Source organism: Sphingomonas melonis DAPP-PG 224 (assembly GCF_000379045.1).
In the GTDB taxonomy this organism is placed as follows: domain Bacteria; phylum Pseudomonadota; class Alphaproteobacteria; order Sphingomonadales; family Sphingomonadaceae; genus Sphingomonas; species Sphingomonas aquatilis.
This window is the reverse complement of the sequence record NZ_KB900605.1, coordinates 2921201-2943499: the sequence shown is the minus strand read 5'-3', so window position 1 is coordinate 2943499 and position 22299 is coordinate 2921201. Positions and strand designations below refer to the sequence as shown.

Here is a 22299-nt window from a genome sequence, read left to right as displayed (position 1 = left end):
TCACTAGAATAGCTTGCGGAGCGTCACAGAAACTTGCCGTCCGATCACCGAATAGTTGGACGAGTCATAAGGCGGCAGCGATGGATCGGAGTTCTGGATTAAAGCTGGCTTCTCATTCAACACATTGAGAACCGAAAGCATGAGCTCGGAACCGGCGAGTATGCCACCGGCTTTATCGGCTTTATATCTTAGCGTTGCGTCGAATGAAGTGAACGATCCCACATTGAGCTCGGGGAGCGATCGAGTGTCGCTGGTTCCCCCAATATGGTTGGCGAATAGCGAGGCGTCGAAGGACGTGCGGGAATATGTAAGACCTCCTTCGGCGCGCCAGTGCGGTGGGTTGAAAATGGTGCCAGCCAGTCGACTGAATGGCAAGCCAGTTGCCACTTGGCGGCGGCTCTCGAGGTAACTCGCGTTCGCTGATAGCTCCAGCGTCTGTGATCCACCGATCGAAAACTTATATTGGGCGGAGAGATCAATGCCTCGCGCGTTCTGTCGAGCTACATTCTGGTCCGTAGCGTCGATGATCGCCGCGACGCTCGCTGCATCAAACGCTGAACCACTAAAATTGGAAAGCCCTTGAGGAAGACGACCGATTTCTGCCTCGACAGTGGCTGACGACGGCGACAGGCGCACAAGATTGGCGTATATCGGATTATTCAGAGCGGCCGTGGCGCCAACAATGGGTACCGAAACCCTATCCTTGTACGCCACGTCAAAATAGCTCGCCTGCAAATGCAGGCCCGAAACCGCTCGCGGCGTCAACGAGATGGTTGCCGTCCAGGTTTCAGCCTTCTCCGAGCTTAGAGGCGTGCCCCCACCAGCCAGCAACAGGACGGGAAGGCCGCTCGGATTATCCGAAAAGATTGAACCGGGCAGCAATACGCCCTGTCGTATCTGGTTCTGTTGATAAAGAGTTGGCGCCTTGAATGAGCGGCCCCAACTGCCCATCAGACTCAAATCAGGCGATGGCGCATAGCGAAAGCCGAACTTTGGGGTCGCAACCGATCCGACCGCCTCATAATGCTCGAACCGGCCCGCCGCCGTGAAATCAAGCCGATAGAGTAGTGGTCGGCTGTTTCCCGCGCCAAAGACCGGGATCGTCAGTTCGCCATAGGCAAACTGGACGGCTCGCCTCGTATGAAACTGTTCGGTCACGATCGTCGGTGATCCGGAAGGCGTGTTGGATACCTCAACACCGAGCCCCAAGGATCGGATTCCGCCGCCGGCCGCAAGCTTGACCTCCCCCCCGGGCAGCTCTGCGAGATGCCCCTGAACCCCCACTTCCAAAGCTTTCAGGTCGTTGCCGTAAACAAGGCGCCCCGGTGTCTCGATCGAAGCAGCGTATCGCCTTGAATGAAGGTCCGCTTGGCTATCGGCGATCGTTCCTGAGAAATTGAGCGACCAGACCGGTGTCAAAGCTATGGTCAGGCTCGGCGAGACCGAATAGGTGCGAACGACGGGGTTGGACCGGAGTCCGTTTTCCGTAACTGCCCCTGTGTTCAGGTATGGATTATCGTATTTTGAATTGCGCCGGCTGAAGGTTCCATCGATCTTCAATTCTACGCCTTCCGCCATCTGCTGATGGCCGGTAGCGACGATGCTGATTTGCCGCACGCTTGGTACAAGCGTCGCGCTCTGGTCCATAAGGGATGTGTAGCTGCGCTGCCCTGCGCTAATGCGCTCCGAAGATAGATAGTCCGCTGCAACCATGAAGCCACCGCTCGACCATGTCGATCCTGTCACCGCCGAGACTTGAGCTTGTCTGCCGCCGCCATCTGTCGTCGTTGCAAACCGCGTCGAGATCTCAGTTTCGCGGAACTCCGGACGCAAAATGATGTTCGCGACGCCGCCAACCGCATCGGAGCCATAGAGCGCCGACGCGCCGTCTGCCACCACTTCGACACGATCGACCGCGGCTAACGGTATGGCAGAGATGTCCACGCCCTGAGCCAAGGCGTCGTAAGCCAGTCGATGGCCGTTGAGCAGTGTAAGCGTCGCATCCGGACCAAGTCCACGCAGATTAAGCGTGGAGGAGGAACTCACATTATTGTTGTTGCCCTGAGCCCCACCGCCGGCGACATTCGGATTTTGACCACCATTGTAGTTTTGCGGTAGAAGCCTGATGTAGCTCCCAAGATCCGTCGCGCCCTGCTTTTCAATTTGGTCTCTGGAACGGATCGTGACTGGCGATGTCGCCGGAGCACCCTTGATCCGCGAACCCGTAACCACGATGTCGCGCTGATCCGCCGGGCGATCCGCTAGAACCCCCGGCGGCTCCGATCGCCCCCGGATGATGATGACATCCTTCCGGAACTGCGCAACGAGGTCGGAACCTTCCAGCAGCGCCCGAACCGCTTCGTCTGCGCTATAGGTTCCGTGCAGCGCCGGAGCACTCCGTCCCAGCACTGCCTCGGAAGTGAAGATGATGTCCTTGCCCGACCGGCGGCTGACTGCCTTGAGTGTCTCCCCGAGATCACCGGCCTCGATCTTGTATTCGGCGCGGCGTTGCTCCTGGGCAAGTGCGGAGGCGCCCGGAACAAGCGTACCGATCGCCGCCGCAGCAAGGAGTGCAAAACGAAACCGTGACCGAGACCGCATCTGAACCATTCTTGCCCCCTATGAAATTCCCGACAATCTGGCGGGAGTTTCAGGGAGCATCGCAACAAAACTGCAATCTACGGGGTAGGGGGTATAAAAATCTCGGACTATCTTTTGCGAAGCGTGATTTCGTCCGATTTGGTTCGTTCGACGTCGAGATCGAACAATATCGCGAGGCGGTCCGCAACCTGATCGGCATTGTCCACGCGGAAGCGCCCGCTCACTCTGAGCGCCCCAATGCCTGGATCTGCCAATCTGATCGACGTCGTCGAGTCCCTGTTCGCTTCGGCAACGACGGCGGATAGCGGCGTTCGCTCATATTCCCGGATCAGCGGCTGATCCGGTTTAAGCATGACGGGCTCGATCGCGCCCTTGCCCGAAATGTTCGGAAGTGCCACCGGCGTTATCACTGCGAAGCTCAACACCTCGCCGGCCTCCAGTCTCGCCACCGCGGCGGCGGTACCCCGACCGCCTTCCACGCCCTGTGGGCGCTCGACGTCAACCGCGCCTCGCAACAAACGTACCGTGACGCGCTGGTCCCTGCCAAGAATGACATCGAACACCGTGCCACGGGCCGTCACGCTGCCGCCACCGGCCAATACAACGAATGGACGGCCTTCATGTGCAACTTCAAAACGCGCGCGCCCGCGCTTGAGTCTAAGTTCGCGCCTGCCCTTGCTGAACTCCGTCGACAATTCGCTGCCCTCGTCGAGCTCGACGAGAGATCCATCAGCGAGTCGAATGTTCCGTCGTCCACCAACCACCGTATCGTAGACACCCCGTTCGATGCCGGTGTGGGCATCCAACTGTGCCACCTGGGGAGTCCCACCGGCCGAGCCGCGCAACTCGCTGTTCGCAAACCAGCCGCCGGCGCCGAGCGCAAGAAGAAGGCTGGCTGCGATGGCCGCCCATTTCCAATTATGGCCCATAGGCCCATTGTCGTTGGCGTCAGCTTCGATTTCTTCCCTCTGGCTGGCGAGGAACCGCCCCAATGCGAAGATTTCACCTGCACGCTCATAGGCATCGCGGTGCGAGGCGCCCAACGAGAGCCAGTGTTCAAACTCGGGGCGATAGCTCTGCGCATCGGGACCGCGCATCCGCGCGAACCATAGCGATCCTTCGCGCGTCAACTGATCCATACGAGGCAGGCCCTCCGGCTGTGCGTTCTCAGCCATTGGAATTGCCAATGCTCTTGCCGATGCGAACAATGGCCTCCGCCACATGCCACTCCACAGTTCGGATACTGATGCTCAGTTTCTCCGCAATCTGCCTATATCCGAGTTCTTCAACACGATGTAACAAATATACCTCTTTCGTCCTAGGCGGGAGGCCATCAACTGCCAGGCGATAACGGTCCCGCATTTGGTTCAACTCCGCAGTTGCGTCTGGCCCAGCCACTTCCTGGCCGACTAGGCAGACCACGGGATCCAGAGGCCGGCTTCTGGCCCAGGCCCGCACACGATCAGCGAGGAGATGCCGCACGATCCCGTGGAGATAGGCTCCGGGGTTGCTCCAGGCGGTAGCCGATCGTGATGCTGCCAGTCTGGTGAAGGCCTCCTGCACCATGTCATCCCTATCGTCTTCGAGCCATATCCTTCGTCGGAGAAAGGAGCGCAGCTTCGGCGCTTCCTCGCGATATACGGCCACGAACTGGTGTTCCTCGTATATGTTTGCTGCGGGCGCACACGCGCCTTCGCTTTGCTGCGCCCGATACATAAGCTCAAGCGCACCGGACGAGATCGAATGGCGCCGAGGGGCGGCCGCATTTTTGAACGAAAGACAGCATGACAGAACCACCCACGGGTGGCGGGCAACATTGTCCAACAATTGCGCTCAACCGTTATGGATGAGCCCACCATCATGCCTGGAAGGATTATCCTGCAATCGGGTCCCAGCCATATCCCGCATTGCACCAGAATTGTGCATTGGATTTTCGTCTCTTGCAAGGCGCGAAAATCCCGCGTCGCAGTGCTGTGATGCAGCAGGCCAATCTTCACTTCTGGTGCCGGTGAAGCATGGGCAGACCGGCAGCCATCTCGACCAGTCGATCGAAGAAGCGATCGAGCATCTCGGTCGTTTCCTCTTTAAGCTCGACGATGATCCGGCGCCCGTCGGACGGATCACGGTGAAGGTCCACGAAGCCGCGTTCTGCCAGGCGGTGGACTATCCGTTGGGAATTTCGTTCCGACGCACTCGATGCGCCTGTGAGCGACGTCAGTGATCGCGGCTGGGAACTCTTGCGAGTATAGAGATCGAGCAGCATTTCGAATGCCGGGATCGTGAACAACTCCCTGCCGAACTCGTCGGCGCGCAGTTGTTGTACCTGTTCGGTCAATCCGATCATGCTGCAGCGCGTGACGGTCGCCGTTATACGTCGCCCCTCAATCATTGTGCGCTCTCCGCTGCCGGGGGTAGTGCTGATCGCAGCGGATGGGTCTTCAATCTGGTGCGGATGGGCATAGAAAGCTCCTTTCTCATGCGAGAAGGAAACTCATGTCGCACCGCTCATATTGTAAGTTTCTGCGCGTAAATGCCGCGCAATCGCCTTTCCCTCCATTATGAATGATAATATCAACTTCACTAAGAACGGCGGCGATGACCGCGAGCAGACGGTTGCTGAAATGCCCCGAATCTCGGTCTCGATCACCTGTCGGCGGAAACCCGGGAATGGGACCGATCGATAACCGCCGCCCACAATAATCTTGATCCGAATGCGTGGTGACTAGACCTTTGTCCTCCGCCTTTGAGTTTGGCCTGATGGCGTGCTTCTGCTTCTCTAATGATGCCCAAGGAGGCTTCGGCTCGATTCGGAGCGTGACGTCGGATCGGCAGGAGGGCTGCGCGAGGCAAAAACCGTCAAGAGCACGCCCCACATGCTGTGCGCATAATCCGGCCCGACATCGCGCGCCAGTTGGCAATCGCTTGCAATGGCACTCATGGGCTCATTCGGACTTGCGCCGACACGGACACGTCGGCAGAATTGGGCCCATCCACTGGACCCGATTTCAACAAGCCTGTGTTGTTCGCCGGGATCACCGGCGACGGAGGGGAGTGGGCGGAAATTGGTTGGGCGATCTGCGGGTCGCCCGTCCAACGCTTGCCCGCCTCTTCCTATCTGCCGTTCTTCACGTTTGATGAACGCACCGGCGGGCGGCCCATCTTCGGGACACGCCCATGGCTCGCACCATCAGCAAATATAATCCGGAACTCGAGGCTATCGGGTCTGATATCGTGAAGCGTCTGGGGGGCGTCTGGAGGCTGGGCGGCGCGATGTGTCGTTGTCCGGCCCATGCCGACCGCAGCCCCAGCCTTTCTGTCCGCGTGGGGGACCATGCGCTGCTCTTCAAGTGTTTCGCCGGCTGCGATTCCCGCGACGTCATCAATGAGATCCTGCGCCTCGAAGAAAAAGCGCTGCACCATGTGGACAAGGCCTCTCAGGCCTCGGCGGGAATGCCAACAGACCTGTGGCGGCGTCAGCAGGCATTGCGGATATGGGATGAAGCCAAGCCATTGATAGGCACACCCGCCGAAATCTATCTGCGCCGCAGACGAATAGCGCTGCTGCCCCGTGCCTTGCGCTTCCATCCCCGGACACCTCTCGGACAGGGTGACGACGTCGAGTTCCGGCCCGCCATGATTGCGGCTCTTCAGGACGGCGGTCTTCATGATGAGGGGCGCTTCATCGCTATCCAGCGCACCTTCTTCGATCGGGACGATGCGCGGCGCGCCCGCGATCTTGCCGATCCACGCATGACGCTTGGCCGCCCCGAGCGCGCGGCAGTCATGCTGGGCACAGCGACGTCGATCCTTGGACTCGCCGAAGGGGTCGAAACCGCAATCTCCGCAATGATCCTGTTCGGGATTCCGGTCTGGGCCACGCTCGGCAGCGAGCGACTCCATCAGATTGCAATCCCCGACCGCGTCAGGCGCCTGATTCTCTTCCCCGACAATGACATCGCCGGCGAAATCGGCGTCGCCCACGCGCTCGAAAGTTACGCGATGCCGGGCCGCGATATCGACACCGAGTTCCCGCCGCCCGGTTTCAAGGACTGGAACGACGTGCTCCGGGTGGGAGGGGAGGGAGTGGGGGAGTGGTGGCGGAAAGTGGCCTGATGGTCAGGCTGTCCCCGCCAGGAGCCTATCCACATGACCCAACTACCCATCCTCGTCGCCGCGGCGAACCTCGCCAAGTCGCCGAGCAACGTCCGAACTGTCGGCGATCCCGTCGCCGATGCCCAGCTCGAGGCGAATATTGCCGTCAAGGGCGTCCGCCAGAACCTGATCGGCGTCCCTGTGTCGCGCAAGAAGGGACATTACCGCATCATCGCGGGCGGACGACGGCTCGACGCGGTCCATCGCCTGATCGAGAAGGGCGTGTTCGCTGCCGACTATCAGCTGGCGGTCCTCGTTCTGGGCAATGCCAAGGACGCGATCGAGACCAGCCTCGAGGAGAATTTCTTCAACCTCACGATGAACCCGGCTGATACCTGCCGGGCCTTCCAGGACATCATCGAAAGCGAGAAGAAGACCCCGGAGGACGTCGCCAAGCGCTTCGGCCTGACCGAGCGGTTCGTGCGCAGTCGGCTTCGCCTTGCCGATCTCGCCGATCCGATTTTCGAAGCCCTGCGCAACGGCGAAATCACGCTGAATGTTGCCGTCGCCTATGCCAGCAACAGCGACCGTACCAAGCAGGCTGAGGTCTTCGAACTGCTCAAGGACGGCTATTACCGGGCCAACGTCAACGAGATCAAGCGTCAGCTCGTTGAGGACACTTATGTCGGCAGCGATCCCAAGGCGCTTCTGGTCGGGCGCGATGCCTATATCGAGGCAGGCGGCCGGGTCGATCTCGACCTGTTCACCGACTCGACGACCGAGCGCTGGATCGACGGCGATCTCCTTAATCGTCTCGTGGCGGACAAGCTCGCGGCCGCCGCGGAAGACCTGCGTACCCGTGAGGGGCTGGCGGAAGTCCGCATCATTCCCTCGACCCATGTCAGCTACAACGACACCTGGGACCTGCGCCCGCTCAAGGGCGACACGCCCGAACTCACGGCGGAACAGCGGGCGCGTCTTGAGGAAATCGAGGCTGAGATCGAGGCCGCCAACGAAGCCTGGGAAGATGCTGATGAAGACGGTGAGGTCGAACAGGCCAACCGCGTCGAAATGCTCGAAGCGGAATATCGCGCGATCGAGAAGCCCGTACCGATCATCTCCGAGGAGCAGAAGGCGGGGGCGCTCGCCTATGTCGTCATCGGTCATGACGGCCAGCCGCGCCTTCACGAGCAACTCTATGTCGCTCCGGTGGAGGAGCCGGACGATGAGGAGCAGGACGAGCAGTCTGAAGGCGAGGTCGACAACGACGATGTCGTCGGCTCCACGGGGAGGTCCGCGTACAGCCAGCGGCTCAGCCTGGAACTGGCTGAGATGAAAAGCGAATTGCTGCGCGTTCATATCGCCAGCGATCCGAGCTTCGCCCTCGATCTCGGAACGTTCTGGATGGTCGAAAAGGCAACCCGGCATTCGAGCGGTTTCGATCTTGCGACCGAACTCAAGGCCGACAAGCCCTTCTCCGGGCTCACCGGCTACCAGAGCGGCACGCTTGCCTCCGAGGAATGGGGCAAGATCGACGAGGCACTCGATCGCAGCTGGACCGAGGCTGGCGATGCCTGTCAGCGCTACGACGCCTTCTGCGCGCTTCCCGATGAAGCTCGTGCGGCCTGGCTCGCCTGGGCAATCGCCCGGACGCTCCACGCAGTCGTCGCGGGCAAGACTGGCGAGGCCATGATCGACCATCTCGGCACGAAGCTCGAAATCGATGTAGCGGCCTGGTGGCGTCCGACCGCGAACAACTATTTCGATCGCCTGAGCAGCAAGGCAGCCATCCTGACCCATCTCGAAGAGATTGGGGGCAAGGAATTGTCGAGCCGCTACGGGGCGTCGAAGAAGCATGATCTCGCGACCTCGGCCGAAAAGATCTTCGGCGGGTCCGTCCCCATCGAGGCTGAACTGCGCGAAGCGGCTCTCGCCTGGGTGCCTGACGTCATGCGTTTCAGCGTGCCCCCTATCGCGCCTGAGCCGGTGCCTGCGAACGACGAGAACGTCACCGGCTCGGATGACGAACTCCAGCAGGCCGCCTGATCCAACGTCCATGGGACCGCAGCCTCGCGTTGCGGTCCCTCACATGGGAGTTCTCAGGTCAAGAGGCTGTGCGGTAGAGCGTGCAGCCTCTTTCCTTCCGCACAATCATATCTGTTCTACCTTGCCGGTTCGGCTGCCAGCCGCAGCAATGAACCAAAACAGCGCGCCTGCAATAGCGCCTAATAGGGCAATTTGGCCGACGTAGTAGAAGTTCATCAGCCATCCGTAAGCAGTCAAAGATCCGTCGATGACGGTTGATCGTCCATCAATGCTCGCATTATCCGGTCGACTTATTAACGCGAGCACGAGCCAGGGAAGAGCGGCGACCACTGCACCAGTCGCAGCGCAGTTGATGATTGTCGCATTGACGTGTCGGCGTAACATGAAGAACGCCGGGAGCCCGATGATAAAGGCTGGAGGGNAAGCGCCAAACACGGCAAATGCCACAGCGCTCCGCCAGATCCGTTCGAGCGGATCGGTGATGCCCTCATATGCTGGCATAGCAATAGCCATCAACAAGGCGGCTGCGCCCGGGACCACTACAAAGGCGAGGATCACCCGCCAAATTGAAGGATAGGTGCGCTTGGCTCGTGCGGCGTACATGACGCCAGCTTATCGCTTTGTCGTCGCCATTCCAGATCAATCGTCAGGAATGGTCAGAGCGTCAGGCCATGGTCGTCCTCCTCAATTTCTGGATCACTGGCCTGAGCCTGTTGCAACAAGCGTCCCGGTGACCGGTCCGCTCTAACCTCACATCCGGTCGCCGCTCGTGCGCGGCTGCACCACAATCCCGCTTGCGTCGGGTCTGGCTCAGGAGACGGGACCAACCTTTTTTTCGGCATCTGAAGCCAACAGGGACCTCCGGTCCGTCCACCTGGATCCGGCAGGGACGATGCCCTGCGGGAACTCGTATCGGGTTACGTGCTCATGCGGCCTTCAGCAGCGCGCCTGCGGGCACCACGCCGGCCGAGACGAACTGCCACAGCGCGATCAGCAGCTTGCGTGCGACTGCCACGATCATGACCCGCCGCGCGCGACCACCGTTCGCGCCCACCCGCTCCGCGTACCACTTCGTCAGCTCCGAGTCCGGCTGATGACGCAGCCACAGCCAGGCGACCTGGATCATGGTCGTTCGCAACCGCTTGTTGCCCGCCTTGGACACGCCCTGCTCCCGGTCCATGCTGCCGCTTTGCCACGGTGATGGGGCCAGCCCGGCATAGGCGGCGACCTGTCGTCGATTGCTGAAGCTGCGGAAGAACGCTTCTGCGTGCAGCACGCCGGCGAACTCAGGACCGATGCCGCGCAACTGGATGAGCCGGGGACCAGTGTCCGCCTCACCGGCGGCATCCGACCGCGGCTCGAGCAGCGCGTCGCGCTCGGCTTCGACCTGCTTGATCTGGCCGACGACCATCTCCAGCCGGTCCAGCTCGCGCTCGATCTCGCGGCGAACATGCCGGGGCAGCGGTCGTCCATCGCCGGTCACCAGTTCGTCCAGCCGCGCCCGCCGGTCGGCGCGCAGTGGCTCGTAGTCGCCGACCCCTTGCGCGAACAGCAGGCCCTTGATGCGGTTGACGTGCCGCACCCGCTCCACGACCAAAGCCCGCCGCTCGCGCGAGATGCGTCGCCGGTCCTCGTCCTCGACGCTCGGCACCGCCACCATCGCACACACCCGCGGCTCCCCGCGCTTGTAGGCCAGCAGCGTGCGGACCAGCGCCTCGCCGTCGAGCTTGTCCGTCTTGGCGCGCCGGCTGCGTCGTGAAGCGGCAATCGAGGCGGCGTCGACGACGTAGCTCTCGATACCCTCGCGCACCAGGCAGCGGTGTATCCAGAAGCCGTCGAGGCCCGCCTCCTGGATGACGACCAACGGGTACTGCTCGCCCATCCGCGCCTCGGCCTTCGCCTGTAACTGCGCGAACCGCTCCAGGAGTGCCGGCACGTCGCTGCCCTTCACCTGATGCCGCGAGATCCGCTCGCCGCGACCCGGCGACAGCGACGTCACCAGCCAGGTGGAGCGGCTCAGCTCCAGCGACACGAAGATTGCGTTCAGCTGCGTGCTGACGGCGGCATGGCATGAGACGGACACGGGCACGGGCAACCTCCTTCACGACAAAGCGGGAAGGTCAGTCTGCCTCAACCGGCGCCAGCCCGCGCCCATGGGATCTTTTTTCGTCCACTTGCGCCTCGAGCGGCGAACCAGGTCCGAGGAACCAGACCATGGCCGATATCACCCAGCTCCCCATCATGACCGCGCGCGACGCCGAATCGATCGGTTTCGCCCGTTTCAACGATGTGCCGACCATGCCGATCGATATTCCCGACGGCAACTTCACAATCAGCGCACGCACCAGCGATGGACGCCGCATCACCTTCTTCTTCGGCGAATATAAACGCGGCGCGGCGCCGAGCTTCATCGACATCCAATATCACGACAATGGGACCACCATCCCGAATGCGAATGGTGGGGCATCGCCCAGCTTCGACCTCTTCACCATCGGTCGCGGGGGCCATAATGCTTATGACAGCCGGCGCCATCCGTCTGAGGAGAAGCCGTCGATTGCCGTGATCCTCCTCGGATCATCATAGGCCGCCACCAAGTTCTCCATCTCACCTTCTGTCTCCAACTCAGGGCCTGGCCTCACGCCACGGCCCTGTTTTCGTGCTGGCCGCACACCGGGAGGGAAGGGGGAGGAGGAGTGATGGGCCGCGATGGTCCTGATCCAATCCGGAGTTCCGCCATGTCTGTTCCTTTGCTCGCGCTCGCACATCCCGACGAGCCTGAAACTTCCAAGACCACGCGTCTTTTCGACGTCGCTACCCGGTTGGCTGACCTGCTCCGACGCGGCCAGTCTATTCGCCGCCAGGACCTCAAACGCCTGATGGAGGAAGCCTTCTCGGCCTCCGACGCGACGGGCAACTGGTCGATGCGCGATGCCTATGATGCGCTCGAGGCGGCACAAGTTATCCTCCTCAAATCCCCTGGAGGCTGGACCGGCATCGTTCCGGACGGCGCTGATGCATTCGCCTCGCTTCGCCGCTTCGAACGGGCGCTCCCCACCCAGACCTATCGCAGCGAGCATCAGGTCGAGATGCAGCAGTTCAGTACGCCGATCTCGCTTGCCTGGCTCGCCGCGCAGGCCGCGCGTATCCGCAAGGACGACCAGGTGCTCGAACCCTCTGCCGGCACCGGCATGCTGGCAGCGCAAGCGGTTCGGCTCGGTGTCGCGCTGACCTTGAACGAGCGCGATCCGGGCCGCGCCGCGCTGCTTGGAAAGCTGCTCGGCGACCCTGTCACAAACCACGACGCCGAATTCATCAACGACCTGCTAGCCCCCGGCGTTTCCCCGAGCCTCGTGCTGATGAACCCGCCCTTCAGCCGGAGCGACGGTCGGGGCAAGGACCGCTTCGCCGGCGCCCGTCATTTGCGTTCCGCGCTGCTCAGGCTGGCACCGGGCGGCCGCTGCGTCGCGATCATGCCACCCAGCTTCGCAGCGGACGGTACAGCGGCCACCGGCTATACGATGGTCTGCGAGACCGCGAACCCTCGTGTCGAGATCACGATCCTCGGCAACCCCTATGCCAAGCATGGCACCAGCATCGCGGTCCGCCTGATCATATTCGACAAAGGCTGGACAGGGCCAACGGAACGCCTGACCGCCCAAACGATTGAGGAAGCCGCGACGCTGGTCGGAAGCGTCCCGCCGCGTCTTTCCGTGCCCGAGCCGGAGCCGCCAGCGCCGGCCGTCATCCCCCTTCGACCGCGCGCCTCCGCCAAACCATCGCCGTCGACGATCTTCGGCGGCATCCAGAAACGCGCGCTGGTTGTCCCCGACCGCATAGCGGCCGATGGAAGTGCCAGTCCGGTCGACTATACGATCCGCGCAACCCCGCTGCCAGCGGGCGATCCGGCCGGACATTACGCACCCTGGCGGCCTGCACGCATCGAAATTCACGGCGCAAGGCCCCACCCGGACCAATTGGTGGAGTCGGTTGCCATGGCATCCGTGCTGCCGCCCGCGACCAGCTATCGTCCGATGTTCCAGCCGCAGGCTTTCGCCGCCCTGTCTGACGCCCAGCTCGAAACGATCATCCATGCCGGCGAAGCCTGTGAGCGCGATCTGAAAGGCACCTTCTCGCCCAACAAGGCGGGCGACCAGTTGCACGAGGATGCGGAAGGCGCCGTTTACCGGACGGGCTTCTTCATCGCTGACGGCACCGGTGTCGGCAAAGGCCGTGAAGGCGCGGGCATCATCCTAGACCAATGGAACCGTGGCCGCCGCCGGGCGATCTGGATTTCGCGCAGCTCGGCCTTGATCGAGGACGCAAGGCGGGACTGGAGCGCCCTCGGGGGCGTGCCGATCGATATCCAGCCGCTCGATGCGTTTCCTCTCGGTGAACCCGTCGCCATGGCTAGCGGGATCGTCTTCCTCACTTATGCGACGCTCCGCTCTCAGCGGCATGACCGCGCATCGCGTCTGCAACAATTGCTCGATTGGGCGGGGCCAGACTTCGACGGCGTCATCCTGCTCGACGAGTCGCATACACTCGGGAACGCTGCCGGCACCGAGACCGAGTTTGGCGCGGCCAAGGGGTCCGAACAGGGCCTTGCCGGCGTCCGGCTGCAGATCGCGTTGCCGCGCGCCCGGGTTATCTATGTCTCCGCGACCGGAGCGACCAAGCCGGAAAATCTGAGCTACACCGCGCGGCTCGGCCTGTGGGGGCCAGGCACCGCCTTCCGGGACAGAGACGCTTTCCTTGCGGCAATGGAGGAGGGCGGCATCGCGGCGATGGAGATCGTGGCGCGCGACACCAAGGCCATGGGTCTCTACACGGCCCGCGCACTCAGCTTCGCCGGGGTCGAATATGAGCCGCTCGAGCATAAGCTTACACCCGCCCAGATCGAGATTTACGACGCCTATGCCGACGCGTGGGCCGTGATTCATCGCAATGTCGACGCCGCATTGAAAGCCGCCAATATCGTTGATCGCGCCTCGGGCCGAACCCTGAACGCGATGGCCAAGGGATCTGCGCTGAGCCGGTTCGAAAGCTCCAAGCAGCGCTTCTGGTCGGCATTGCTGATCTCGATGAAGATGCCGGCGGTCTTCGAGGCGATCGAAACCGAACTCGCGGCCGGCAACGTTGCGGTTGTTCAACTTGTCAGCACCGCTGAGGCTATCCTCGACAGGCGGCTGGCCGAACTCTCTCCGCAAGAACGCGCTCATCTCGATCTGGAACTCTCGCCCCGAGCGACCATGATCGACTACCTCAAGAACGCTTTCCCGACACAGCAGATGCGTGTCTTCGCCACCAGCGACGGTTCGCTCCGATCAGAGCCGATGCGTGATGAAGCGGGCAATATGGTCGAATGTGCCGAAGCCTTGGCCACGCGCGATGCGCTGATCGAGGAACTCTGCGCCATGCCGCCAGTTCCGGCTGCTCTCGACGCACTGCTTGCGCATTTCGGTACGAGCCAGGTCGCCGAGGTGACCGGCCGATCGCGCCGCATCGTAATCGGCAGCGACGGTTCCCAGAAACTCGAACGGCGCGGCGCACGCGCCAATCTCTCCGAGACCCAGGCATTCATGGACGGGCTGAAACCCATCCTTGTCTTCTCCGACGCCGGTGGCACCGGTCGTTCCTATCATGCTGATCTGACCTGCAGGACGGCCGACAAGCGCCGCGTCCATTTCCTGCTGGAACCGGGCTGGCGGGCCGATGTCGCGATCCAGGGCCTGGGGCGCACCCATCGCACCAATCAGAGCATGCCGCCTGTGTTCCGGCCGGTGACGACCGACTGCAAGGGCGAGCGACGCTTCATCTCGACCATCGCGCGCCGTCTCGACAGTCTGGGTGCGCTGACACGCGGGCAGCGCCAGACGGGTGGCCAGAACCTGTTCGATCCTGCGGATAATCTGGAAAGCGACTACGCGCGAGAAGCCCTCACCCAATGGTATCATCTTCTCCATGGCAAAAAGCTCTCGAGCGTGAACATGGAGAGCTTCCAGGGCATGACCGGTCTCAAGCTCACCGACGAGGACGGCACACTTCTGGAGAAACTGCCGCCGATCCAGCGCTGGCTCAACCGCATCCTCGCACTCAGGATCGCGACCCAGAACGCGATCTTCGATGAATATATGGGCCTGATCCAGGCGCGCATCGATGCGGCGCGCGAGGCCGGCACATTTGACGTCGGGGTCGAGACCATCCGCGCCGAACAGATCATCACCCGATCCGAGCAGACGCTGCGCACCGATCCGGTGACCGGGGCCGAAACCAGGTTGCTGCGGCTCGAGCTTCATCTGCGCCCGCGCGTCATGCATTGGAAGCGGCTGATGCAGATCTGGGACGGCACGAGCGAAATCGCTTATCTCTGGAACAGCCGATCCAGGCGCGTCGCTCTCAAGGTGCCGTCCTGGTCGATCACCGACGAGGAAGGGCGCATCGTGTCCATGTGCCAGCTTGTTCGTCCGACCGGTGGAACCCGCATGCAGGAAATCGCGATGTGGGCCAGCCTCTGGAAAGAGATCGACCGCGACAAATTTCAGCAACTCTGGGAAGCCGAAGCGAACGAGGCGGAAGCCAAGGTCGATATCGAAACCGTCAACGTCGCGACCGGGCTTCTCCTGCCGGTGTGGCACCGACTTCCACAAGATGATGTCCGCGTCTGGCGGATCGACGATGGTCAGGGAACTTCAATCCTCGGCCGGCTCATCCCTCCGGCGGCAATGGCGGATCTGCAATCAGCGTTCGGTCTCGATGGCACGGTCCCGCTTACCGCTGCCGAACTTGGCGCCGCCGCCCAGAAAGGCACTGGTGTCGCAATTCCAGGCCTGGGTGGCGCGACGATGACGACCGCGCTCGTCAACGGATCACGCCGCCTCGAAATCCGCAACTACCGACCGGAGGACCGCGAGCGGTTGAAGGCACATGGCGTGTTCAGTGAGGTCATTCAGTACAAGACCCGACTGTTCATTCCGCTCGATCGGTCGAATGAGGTCATCGAGGCAATCCTGGCGATGACGCGGACCTGATTGCCCCTGCAGTCCGCGCGATCATGAGCAGCGGTCCGGGACCCACGATGGACCCGGACCGCACCGATCAGCCCTCCACGATCGTGGCCTCGGGCACAGGTTCGGCCGAAGGAACCGCCTCGGCGTCTGCCTTTGTGGCTCGACTGCGCTTGGGCTTCTCCGCAGCTTCCGAGCTCGCAACCCGAGCCTTGGCCGGAGCGCCCTTCGAGACCTTGCGCTTGGGTTTTTCTTCCGCGGGCTTCGGTCGGGCCTCGACAGCCTTGGCGCGCGAGCGACGCACCGGTGCGGGCTTTGCCGATGGTGTCTCCGCGACCGACGGCTCCGGCACCTCGGCGGCCGGAGGGGCAGGTACTTCTTCAACGACGGGTGCAGGAGACCTTGTGCGCTTACCGCCCAAGCCAAGCTTCAACGCAACTTCCCTCCGGGCCGCCGAATATCCGCGCGCAACCAACGGATAGTCCGCCGGAAGGCCATAACGGCCGCGATATTCCGCAGGGGTCAGCCCGTGCGCTGAAAGATGTCGTTTCAGGGCCTTGTAGGGCTTGCCATCAATCAGGCTCAGTATGTGATCGGCCGAGGCCAGGCTTTCCTCAATGGAGACCATCGGCTTATGTTCCGGCACGGCCACCGGCGTCGTCGGTGCAACCGCTGACGTTTCGGGCGCGGCCACGGGCGTCTCCTGCGCAACATCTTGAGTCGCAGGAGCGGCGGCTGGTATCGCAACAGGCGCGCCGCCCAGGAGGGCCCGCCGTGTCCCTTCCACGAGCGCCGGCAATTCGCCACTCGGCACCGTATTGTTCGCGAAATAGGCGCTGAGCAACGTCACGGTCAAAGACATGACGCCCGAATCTTCGGTTTCGGCCATGTAACATCCTTCTTCTTGCTGGAAACACAGGTCTTGAACCAGACGCTCTTGCGCAAGCGTAAACGAACTCGTGCCGTCATTCGGTGCTCAAGTCAAAGGGAGGGGAGCAGGGCGGTTGTGGGTGCCGCGGCAATTGGGCTGCCCACTATCTTCATGGAGGCCCCATGGCCGACCACTTCATACAGGGCTCATTCGCCTTCACCTGCTCGATCGCCGAAGCGGCGTTGATCGAAGAGGCATGGCAGCTTGCCGCCGATCTTATGGGAGATTTCAAACCTGTCCCCCTCAGCGACGAATTGCTGGCAGTCTTTCTGCCGACCACTGCAAATAACCCCATAAGTGGTTTTACCGCGATCTTTGACGATATGAACTTTCCCGACTTCGGCGCCGACATTCGGGTCGAGAGTTCGACCGACGATCCGATGACCTGTTCAGTCACCATCTACAGCACGATCGACTTCCAGCCCTGGCCGATCGCCGCTCTGATCCAACGTTGCTGCCAATCGTCGCTGGCGATTGCCCCGGTCGGGTTCGACTGGAGCTTCACCTGTACCAAACCCAATCTCGACAGTTTCGGCGGAGGGTGGTGCGCGGTTTTCCCGGACCGGATCGAAATAGAATTCACGCGGGAAGCGCTTTCAAAGGCGCTTGAGGGAGGCATTTCATGAGCCGCCGTGATCATTGGGAAGACGATCCCGACCATCCCGTCGACGACTGGAAAACCGAGGTCGCGAACGACGATACCCGTCTTGGCTATTGCGCATGGATCGACGCCCGGTCGGAAATGCTCGCCTCTGACGACAATCCTCGAACAACCAGCACCGCACCGCGTCGTGACCCCGTTCGAATTCGTGCAACCGATCGACTGGGCAACATCGCTTATATCCATCGTGAAGCGAACCGCCCGATGCGGTGCACACTCGCAAATGGCGTGTCCGCGGCGCTCTTCTACGCCGGCATCACAGTCGATGAGATGACGTGTCGCTTCGCGCTCGACGACTGCGAAACCGCCGACCAGGCGCTTGCGATCGTCAGGCGCTACGGGTCGCTCGATCATGGCTATCGCCACGCCGGACCGCCATCGGGCTGGGATAGTTCAACGGCATCTCCAACGGCGCTTCATCTGCTCTCAAGCCTGCTTGGGGCGATCGATCGCCTGGCGGCTGCCACGCCCGAGGTCGCGGGCCACATCGATGAGGTCGTCGTGAAGCGCGCCCGCGCCTTCATCGCGATGGAATTACCATAGGGGGCCCTGACGCCTCACAACAGCCGGCCGCAGCACCGGCCGCCTCAGCTTCAACACGGAGAAAGACCATGACCGACGTTTCGACGCCAAGTGCCCCCGCGCGCCTGTACAGCCAGACCCCGTTCGATGAGCGGGGCAACTTCCATTATGAGGGCGACCTCTATCGAACCGGCGACAATCTCTCGACGCTCGCCGCGCGCATCGAAGGTCATCTCAAGACCAGATTTCCCGACACGCGCTTCGCGATCAAGACCGAAAAATTCGCAGGCGGCCGCAAGATCATTGCCGAGATACTCGACACGCCAGCGGACCTTACCGGGCGTGACGCACAGAACGACTTTTTTATCGCGGTGCGCGACCAGATGGAGCGCTTCGGCTATACGCGCTCCAACCTGCTCCAGGATTACCACACCTGCTCCTTCTACTGCGAGGCACGGGTCGGGCAGGCCTATTGGGCAGCATTGGCCGCGCGTCGGGGAGCAAAGAATCCCGTCGAAGCCAAAGTCTCCCTTGCCGCGTTCAAGAAGCAGGTCAGAGCCGGTGACAGCCTGAAGCTCGTCGATGCGCCAGCCGGACACCGTTCGCTCGGAACGACGAGGGCAATCACTCAGGTTCGCTCAGGAGATCTCATTCTCGAGGGCCGCTCCTATCTGAGCTTTCCGCGCGCCTCCGCCTTCGCTTGCGACGGGCGGCTCGTACGGATTTCGAATGGCTCGGAATATGACCCCGATTCGCATCTGCTCTATGAGTGGCTGCGCCGGGACGCCGCCTGAGCCATGGCCTTCATCGTCAAGGGACCGGCTGTCTGCAACAAGCCGGGCTGCGGCAAATGCTGGGAGGTCGATCCGGTATTACTTGTCCCATGCCCGGATTGCCACGCGCCCGCAGGCGCCGGCTGCCGGCGCCCCAGCGGCCACAGCGGCCCGTTCGTCGAACTTCATGCCGCTCGCGACCTCCTCGCAGACCGCGAGGGCAAATACGGCCCGTGCCCCCTCGGCAGCTGCGGCCTGGCAGCCCGTGACCGTCAGTCGAGCCTGCCGCTGTTCGACTGAACGAAGCCTCACAAAACGCGGAGTTCGGTCTCCTCCATCATCTTGGGAGCAATAGATGCCCGACACTCTATTCCATCAATTTGCCGACAGCGAAGGTTGGAGCGAGGCTACCCAGATCGGCCTTCTCCTGCGCTATATCGGCACGCAGGACGATCTGGCCACCTTTGCCGACTTTCTTGCCCACTGCCGCGACGGCGAACCGGGAGGCGTGACCGACCCGGCGGATCGCTTCATGTGGCAGGTCATCGAGAGGCTCGGCAATCCCGGTCTCACCCTCAACACGGCATTCCAGTCCTTTTGCGCCAACGCCTTCGATCTGCTCACCCCAAGCCAGGCCGCCGAACGCTGGTGCTGCTGGTCGGTCGCATAGCGAGATTCCCCATGGCGATTGACATCATGGTGGGGCTCCCGCATCTCGGCGATGGAACAATCCTCAAGCGTGCCGTCAACATGCGGGTGCCGGCGCTGGTCTCGGCCAATGCGCTGTCGCGATGGAGCCGCCGCAAGGGCTGGCCGGAATGGCAAGGCTGGAACCTCGGCCAGCTCGCCAATGCGCGGCGACTGGCCAGCCTATCACTCGATTCGGCGGGGTTCGTAGCCATGGCAAGCTATGGCGGTTTTCCCTGGGCGACCGGCGACTATCTGGCGCTCGCCGCCAGCTATCCGTTCCGCTGGTTCGCCAGCATGGACTACTGCGTCGAGCCCGAAATCGCCCGCGACCGCGAGGAAGTGCTCGACCGGATATCGCGCACCGTCCGCGCCAACTTCGACTGTCGGTCCGGCGCACGGGATCTCAGCATCGAACACCGTCTGATGCCGGTGATCCAGGGCAGGCGGCCTGAGGATTATGAGCGCTGCCTTGACGGCCTCGCGCTTGACTATAGCCGCACGCCCCTGATCGGCGTGGGCAGTATGTGCCGCCGGGAGGTCTCGGGTCCGGAGGGCCTGATTGCTGTCTTCGATCACCTCGACTGCATTCTGCCGAAGGGTGTCATGTTGCATGGCTTCGGGATCAAGGGCACCGCGCTTTCCCACCTGAAGGGGATCGAGCACCGGATCGCCTCGATCGACAGCCAGGCTTATGGCCAGGCCGCAAGACATGACGCCTTGGCGCGCGGAGTCGCTAAAACCGACACTCTTGTGGCGCAGCACATGCAGGCATGGACGGCCAACCAGTTCGCGCGCCTTCGCAGGGACGCAGTGCCCCGCCAGTCGGAGTTGTTCCTGCCACAGTCGGATCAAGTCCCGGCCGACCCCTGGGAGCAGGCAATTGCTCAGGCGCGCGCTGAAATCCGTTCTCTCGTCGAGGACGGCGACATCGGCCACGAGGACGTGACGACGCTCTGGGTCGAGCAATGGGCGGCCGACATCTACCGAGACCATCTCGCACGCTAAGCCCGGATCCCGGGCACCACGCGCCGGGATGGAGGGAAGGGGGTGGGGAAGGGTTGGCCGGTTCGAAACGGATCGGGCCGTTCCAACCAGGAGATGTCCCATGGCAACGCTTGCCCAGCATATCGACGCGCCCCAGGTCTCGGGCGCCTACAAGGTCGACATATCCCGCGGTCGCAATATCGGACGGGTCTCGTCCGAATGGTATTCGCGTCCCGACGACGAGAAATTCCTGTCCCTCGACGATCTCTATGAGAGCGTTCGACGCCGCGCTGACCGTGCGCGCACACGGATCGTCGAAAGCCGCGACGTCCGCGTCGAGGCGAGCATGGACAATGCCGAGCGCCTCAGCCTCATCGTTCCCGGCGAAGCCGAGCCGATCGCCCCCACCAACTGGTCGTTCGGTCAATTGTCGAGCCTCGTGGGCGCTCCCGCCTCCTATCTGCGCAACCTTCCCGCCGCGCTCGCCGGCATCAATCTCCAGCATGGCCTCCTTAGCCATCGCGGCGAGCAGGTGAAGCTTCTCAAGACCCATGAGGGTCGCGCTGAATTGCGAGCCGTCACCGGACCCGATTACGGCCGGATCTGGGACCATGAACTGGTCGCGGCCGTCATGAAGATCGCAGGAAACGGCGTTTCAGATACGCGCTGGAAGGTCCCGGGCGTGCTCGACTGGCGCTCGATGCGCTATAACCCCTATGTCGACGTCACGCACGAGACGACGACCCTCTATGCGTCGGATCGCGACGTTTTCCTGTTCCTCGTCGACGACACGCATCCGATCGAGGCAGGGAAATTGCCGAATGGCGATCCCGATCTCTTCTTTCGCGGATTTTATTGCTGGAACTCAGAAGTCGGCTCCAAAACGTTGGGAATTGCGACTTTTTATCTGCGCGCGGTTTGCATGAATCGTAATCTTTGGGGCGTCGAAAATTTCGAAGAGATATCCATCCGCCACTCGAAATTTGCCGCCAACCGCTTCGCCCATGAAGCAGCGCCCGCACTCGAGACCTTTGCCGACTCCTCGGCCATGAGCTTCATCGAAGGCATCAAAACGGCGCGCGGCCGAATCGTCGCACGCACCGATGAGGATCGCGACTCCTTCCTGCGCAAGAACGGCTTCTCCAAGACCGACACCGCGAAGATCATCCAGTCGGTGATCGCCGAAGAAGGCCATCCGCCAGCCAGCCTGTTCGATTTTGTCCAGGGCATCACCGCGCATGCGCGCGCGAAGTCCAACCAGGACACCCGGCTCGAGATCGAGGGCAAGGCGCGCAAGCTCTTTGCCAAGGCGAACTGAGGAGGACGCCATGCCGAGCTTCACGATCGAAAGCACCTACCGGCTGCCGATTTTCCGGCACCGGACCTATCAGGCGGCCACGGCCGAAGATGCCTGCCGGCTTGCCGTCCAGGACAACGACTGGGAAGGCCAGAAGGAGGACTATGAAAATAGCGGCGCCACTTACCTGACCGGTATCTGGCCCGGTGTGGATAGCGCCTATACCGCCTCCTCGCTGGCGCTCCCTCCCGGTTTTTCCGAGGGTGAAAATCCGCCGCTGGCAAACGGGACGAAATCGGTCACGCCAACAGCGGCTCCGCTCATGCCGCGCTGTCGTCATTGCGGCAGCGCGGACATTTGCCGGGACGCAAACGCCATCTGGGACGAAACCACCCAGCAATGGTCGCTGCTAGCGACCTATGACAGCCAAACCTGCGAGCGATGCGGCGCGGACAGCAACAATCTCGCCCTCTGGGTCCCGGTCGCCGAAGCTGGCTCGGCCACGGCTTTTCTATGGGAAGTGATCCAGGCGCTGGAAACCACGTCCCTTGCCGGGGAAGCCGAATTCCAGCGTTTCTGCATCGAGAGCCATGGCCAGCTGACGGCTGATGAAGCTGCCGCCCGATGGCGCAGCACCGCGGGCGCCTGACCATCCAGTCCGGCCCAACGGGCCAACCTTCGACACCCGTCCACCCCGA

At 62.2% G+C, this 22299-nt stretch carries 18 protein-coding genes; 12 read left to right on the top strand and 6 right to left on the bottom strand.

Annotated features, from left to right (window positions below):
• Positions 1 to 3: 3 nt before the first annotated feature.
• From SPHME3_RS20755 to SPHME3_RS0114225, 4 genes are all read right to left on the bottom strand, one after another.
• Complete coding sequence (locus SPHME3_RS20755) at positions 4 to 2610, bottom strand: TonB-dependent receptor (RefSeq protein WP_081614858.1); 2607 nt, start codon at positions 2608 to 2610, stop codon at positions 4 to 6.
• Positions 2611 to 2708: 98 nt separating this feature from the next.
• Complete coding sequence (locus SPHME3_RS0114235) at positions 2709 to 3776, bottom strand: FecR family protein (protein ID WP_018250889.1); 1068 nt, start codon at positions 3774 to 3776, stop codon at positions 2709 to 2711.
• A complete protein-coding gene (locus SPHME3_RS21760) occupies positions 3769 to 4317 on the bottom strand; it encodes an RNA polymerase sigma factor (RefSeq protein WP_018250888.1) in 549 nt (182 codons plus the stop codon). Before SPHME3_RS21760 ends, SPHME3_RS0114235 begins: the two co-directional genes overlap by 8 nt.
• A 277-nt stretch (positions 4318 to 4594) precedes the next feature.
• A complete protein-coding gene (locus tag SPHME3_RS0114225) occupies positions 4595 to 4945 on the bottom strand; it encodes a helix-turn-helix domain-containing protein (protein ID WP_196801620.1) in 351 nt (116 codons plus the stop codon).
• A gap of 830 nt (positions 4946 to 5775) precedes the next feature.
• Between SPHME3_RS0114225 and SPHME3_RS0114220 the strand changes: the two genes are divergently transcribed.
• Both SPHME3_RS0114220 and SPHME3_RS0114215 read left to right on the top strand, forming a co-directional pair.
• Complete coding sequence (locus SPHME3_RS0114220; protein WP_018250886.1) at positions 5776 to 6714, top strand: DUF7146 domain-containing protein; 939 nt, start codon at positions 5776 to 5778, stop codon at positions 6712 to 6714.
• A 33-nt stretch (positions 6715 to 6747) separates the two neighbouring features.
• The gene (locus SPHME3_RS0114215) at positions 6748 to 8739 is read left to right on the top strand and encodes a ParB/RepB/Spo0J family partition protein (protein WP_018250885.1); all 1992 of its coding nucleotides are present in this window, start codon (positions 6748 to 6750) and stop codon (positions 8737 to 8739) included.
• Between the two features lie 925 nt (positions 8740 to 9664).
• On the opposite strand, the gene SPHME3_RS0114205 is transcribed toward SPHME3_RS0114215, so the two are convergent.
• Entirely contained in the window at positions 9665 to 10822 is a 1158-nt protein-coding gene (locus SPHME3_RS0114205; RefSeq protein ID WP_172436192.1) for an IS110 family RNA-guided transposase, read from the bottom strand.
• Positions 10823 to 10953: 131 nt separating this feature from the next.
• On the opposite strand from SPHME3_RS0114205, the gene SPHME3_RS0114200 reads away from it, so the two are divergent.
• Both SPHME3_RS0114200 and SPHME3_RS0114195 read left to right on the top strand, forming a co-directional pair.
• Positions 10954 to 11322: a hypothetical protein gene (locus SPHME3_RS0114200; protein ID WP_018250883.1), complete on the top strand. Its 369-nt coding sequence runs from the start codon at positions 10954 to 10956 to the stop codon at positions 11320 to 11322.
• A gap of 152 nt (positions 11323 to 11474) precedes the next feature.
• Entirely contained in the window at positions 11475 to 15767 is a 4293-nt protein-coding gene (locus SPHME3_RS0114195) for a strawberry notch-like NTP hydrolase domain-containing protein (RefSeq protein ID WP_026189088.1), read from the top strand.
• Between the two features lie 67 nt (positions 15768 to 15834).
• On the opposite strand, the gene SPHME3_RS20750 is transcribed toward SPHME3_RS0114195, so the two are convergent.
• Positions 15835 to 16632 (bottom strand): MucR family transcriptional regulator, encoded by a 798-nt coding sequence (locus SPHME3_RS20750; RefSeq protein WP_081614857.1) that lies wholly within the window; start codon positions 16630 to 16632, stop codon positions 15835 to 15837.
• 164 nt (positions 16633 to 16796) lie between these two features.
• Between SPHME3_RS20750 and SPHME3_RS0114190 the strand changes: the two genes are divergently transcribed.
• The 8 genes from SPHME3_RS0114190 (at position 16797) to SPHME3_RS20465 (ending at position 22250) form a co-directional block, all read left to right on the top strand.
• Complete coding sequence (locus tag SPHME3_RS0114190) at positions 16797 to 17300, top strand: hypothetical protein (protein WP_018250881.1); 504 nt, start codon at positions 16797 to 16799, stop codon at positions 17298 to 17300.
• Positions 17297 to 17878, top strand: coding sequence for a hypothetical protein (locus SPHME3_RS0114185; protein WP_018250880.1), 582 nt, complete (start codon positions 17297 to 17299; stop codon positions 17876 to 17878). Before SPHME3_RS0114190 ends, SPHME3_RS0114185 begins: the two co-directional genes overlap by 4 nt.
• A gap of 68 nt (positions 17879 to 17946) precedes the next feature.
• Positions 17947 to 18651 (top strand): hypothetical protein, encoded by a 705-nt coding sequence (locus SPHME3_RS0114180; RefSeq protein ID WP_018250879.1) that lies wholly within the window; start codon positions 17947 to 17949, stop codon positions 18649 to 18651.
• A 3-nt stretch (positions 18652 to 18654) separates the two neighbouring features.
• On the top strand, positions 18655 to 18930 hold the full coding sequence (locus SPHME3_RS21095) for a zinc finger domain-containing protein (RefSeq protein WP_156021377.1): 276 nt from the start codon (positions 18655 to 18657) through the stop codon (positions 18928 to 18930).
• 55 nt (positions 18931 to 18985) lie between these two features.
• Positions 18986 to 19300, top strand: coding sequence for a hypothetical protein (locus SPHME3_RS0114170; RefSeq protein WP_018250877.1), 315 nt, complete (start codon positions 18986 to 18988; stop codon positions 19298 to 19300).
• An 11-nt stretch (positions 19301 to 19311) separates the two neighbouring features.
• Positions 19312 to 20325 carry a deazapurine DNA modification protein DpdA family protein gene (locus SPHME3_RS0114165; protein WP_018250876.1) on the top strand — a complete coding sequence of 338 codons (1014 nt, stop codon included), beginning with the start codon at positions 19312 to 19314 and terminating at the stop codon, positions 20323 to 20325.
• 100 nt (positions 20326 to 20425) lie between these two features.
• Positions 20426 to 21622, top strand: a complete 1197-nt coding sequence (locus tag SPHME3_RS0114160; protein WP_018250875.1) for a hypothetical protein — start codon at positions 20426 to 20428, stop codon at positions 21620 to 21622.
• Between the two features lie 10 nt (positions 21623 to 21632).
• A complete protein-coding gene (locus SPHME3_RS20465) occupies positions 21633 to 22250 on the top strand; it encodes a hypothetical protein (RefSeq protein WP_018250874.1) in 618 nt (205 codons plus the stop codon).
• Positions 22251 to 22299 lie beyond the last annotated feature (49 nt).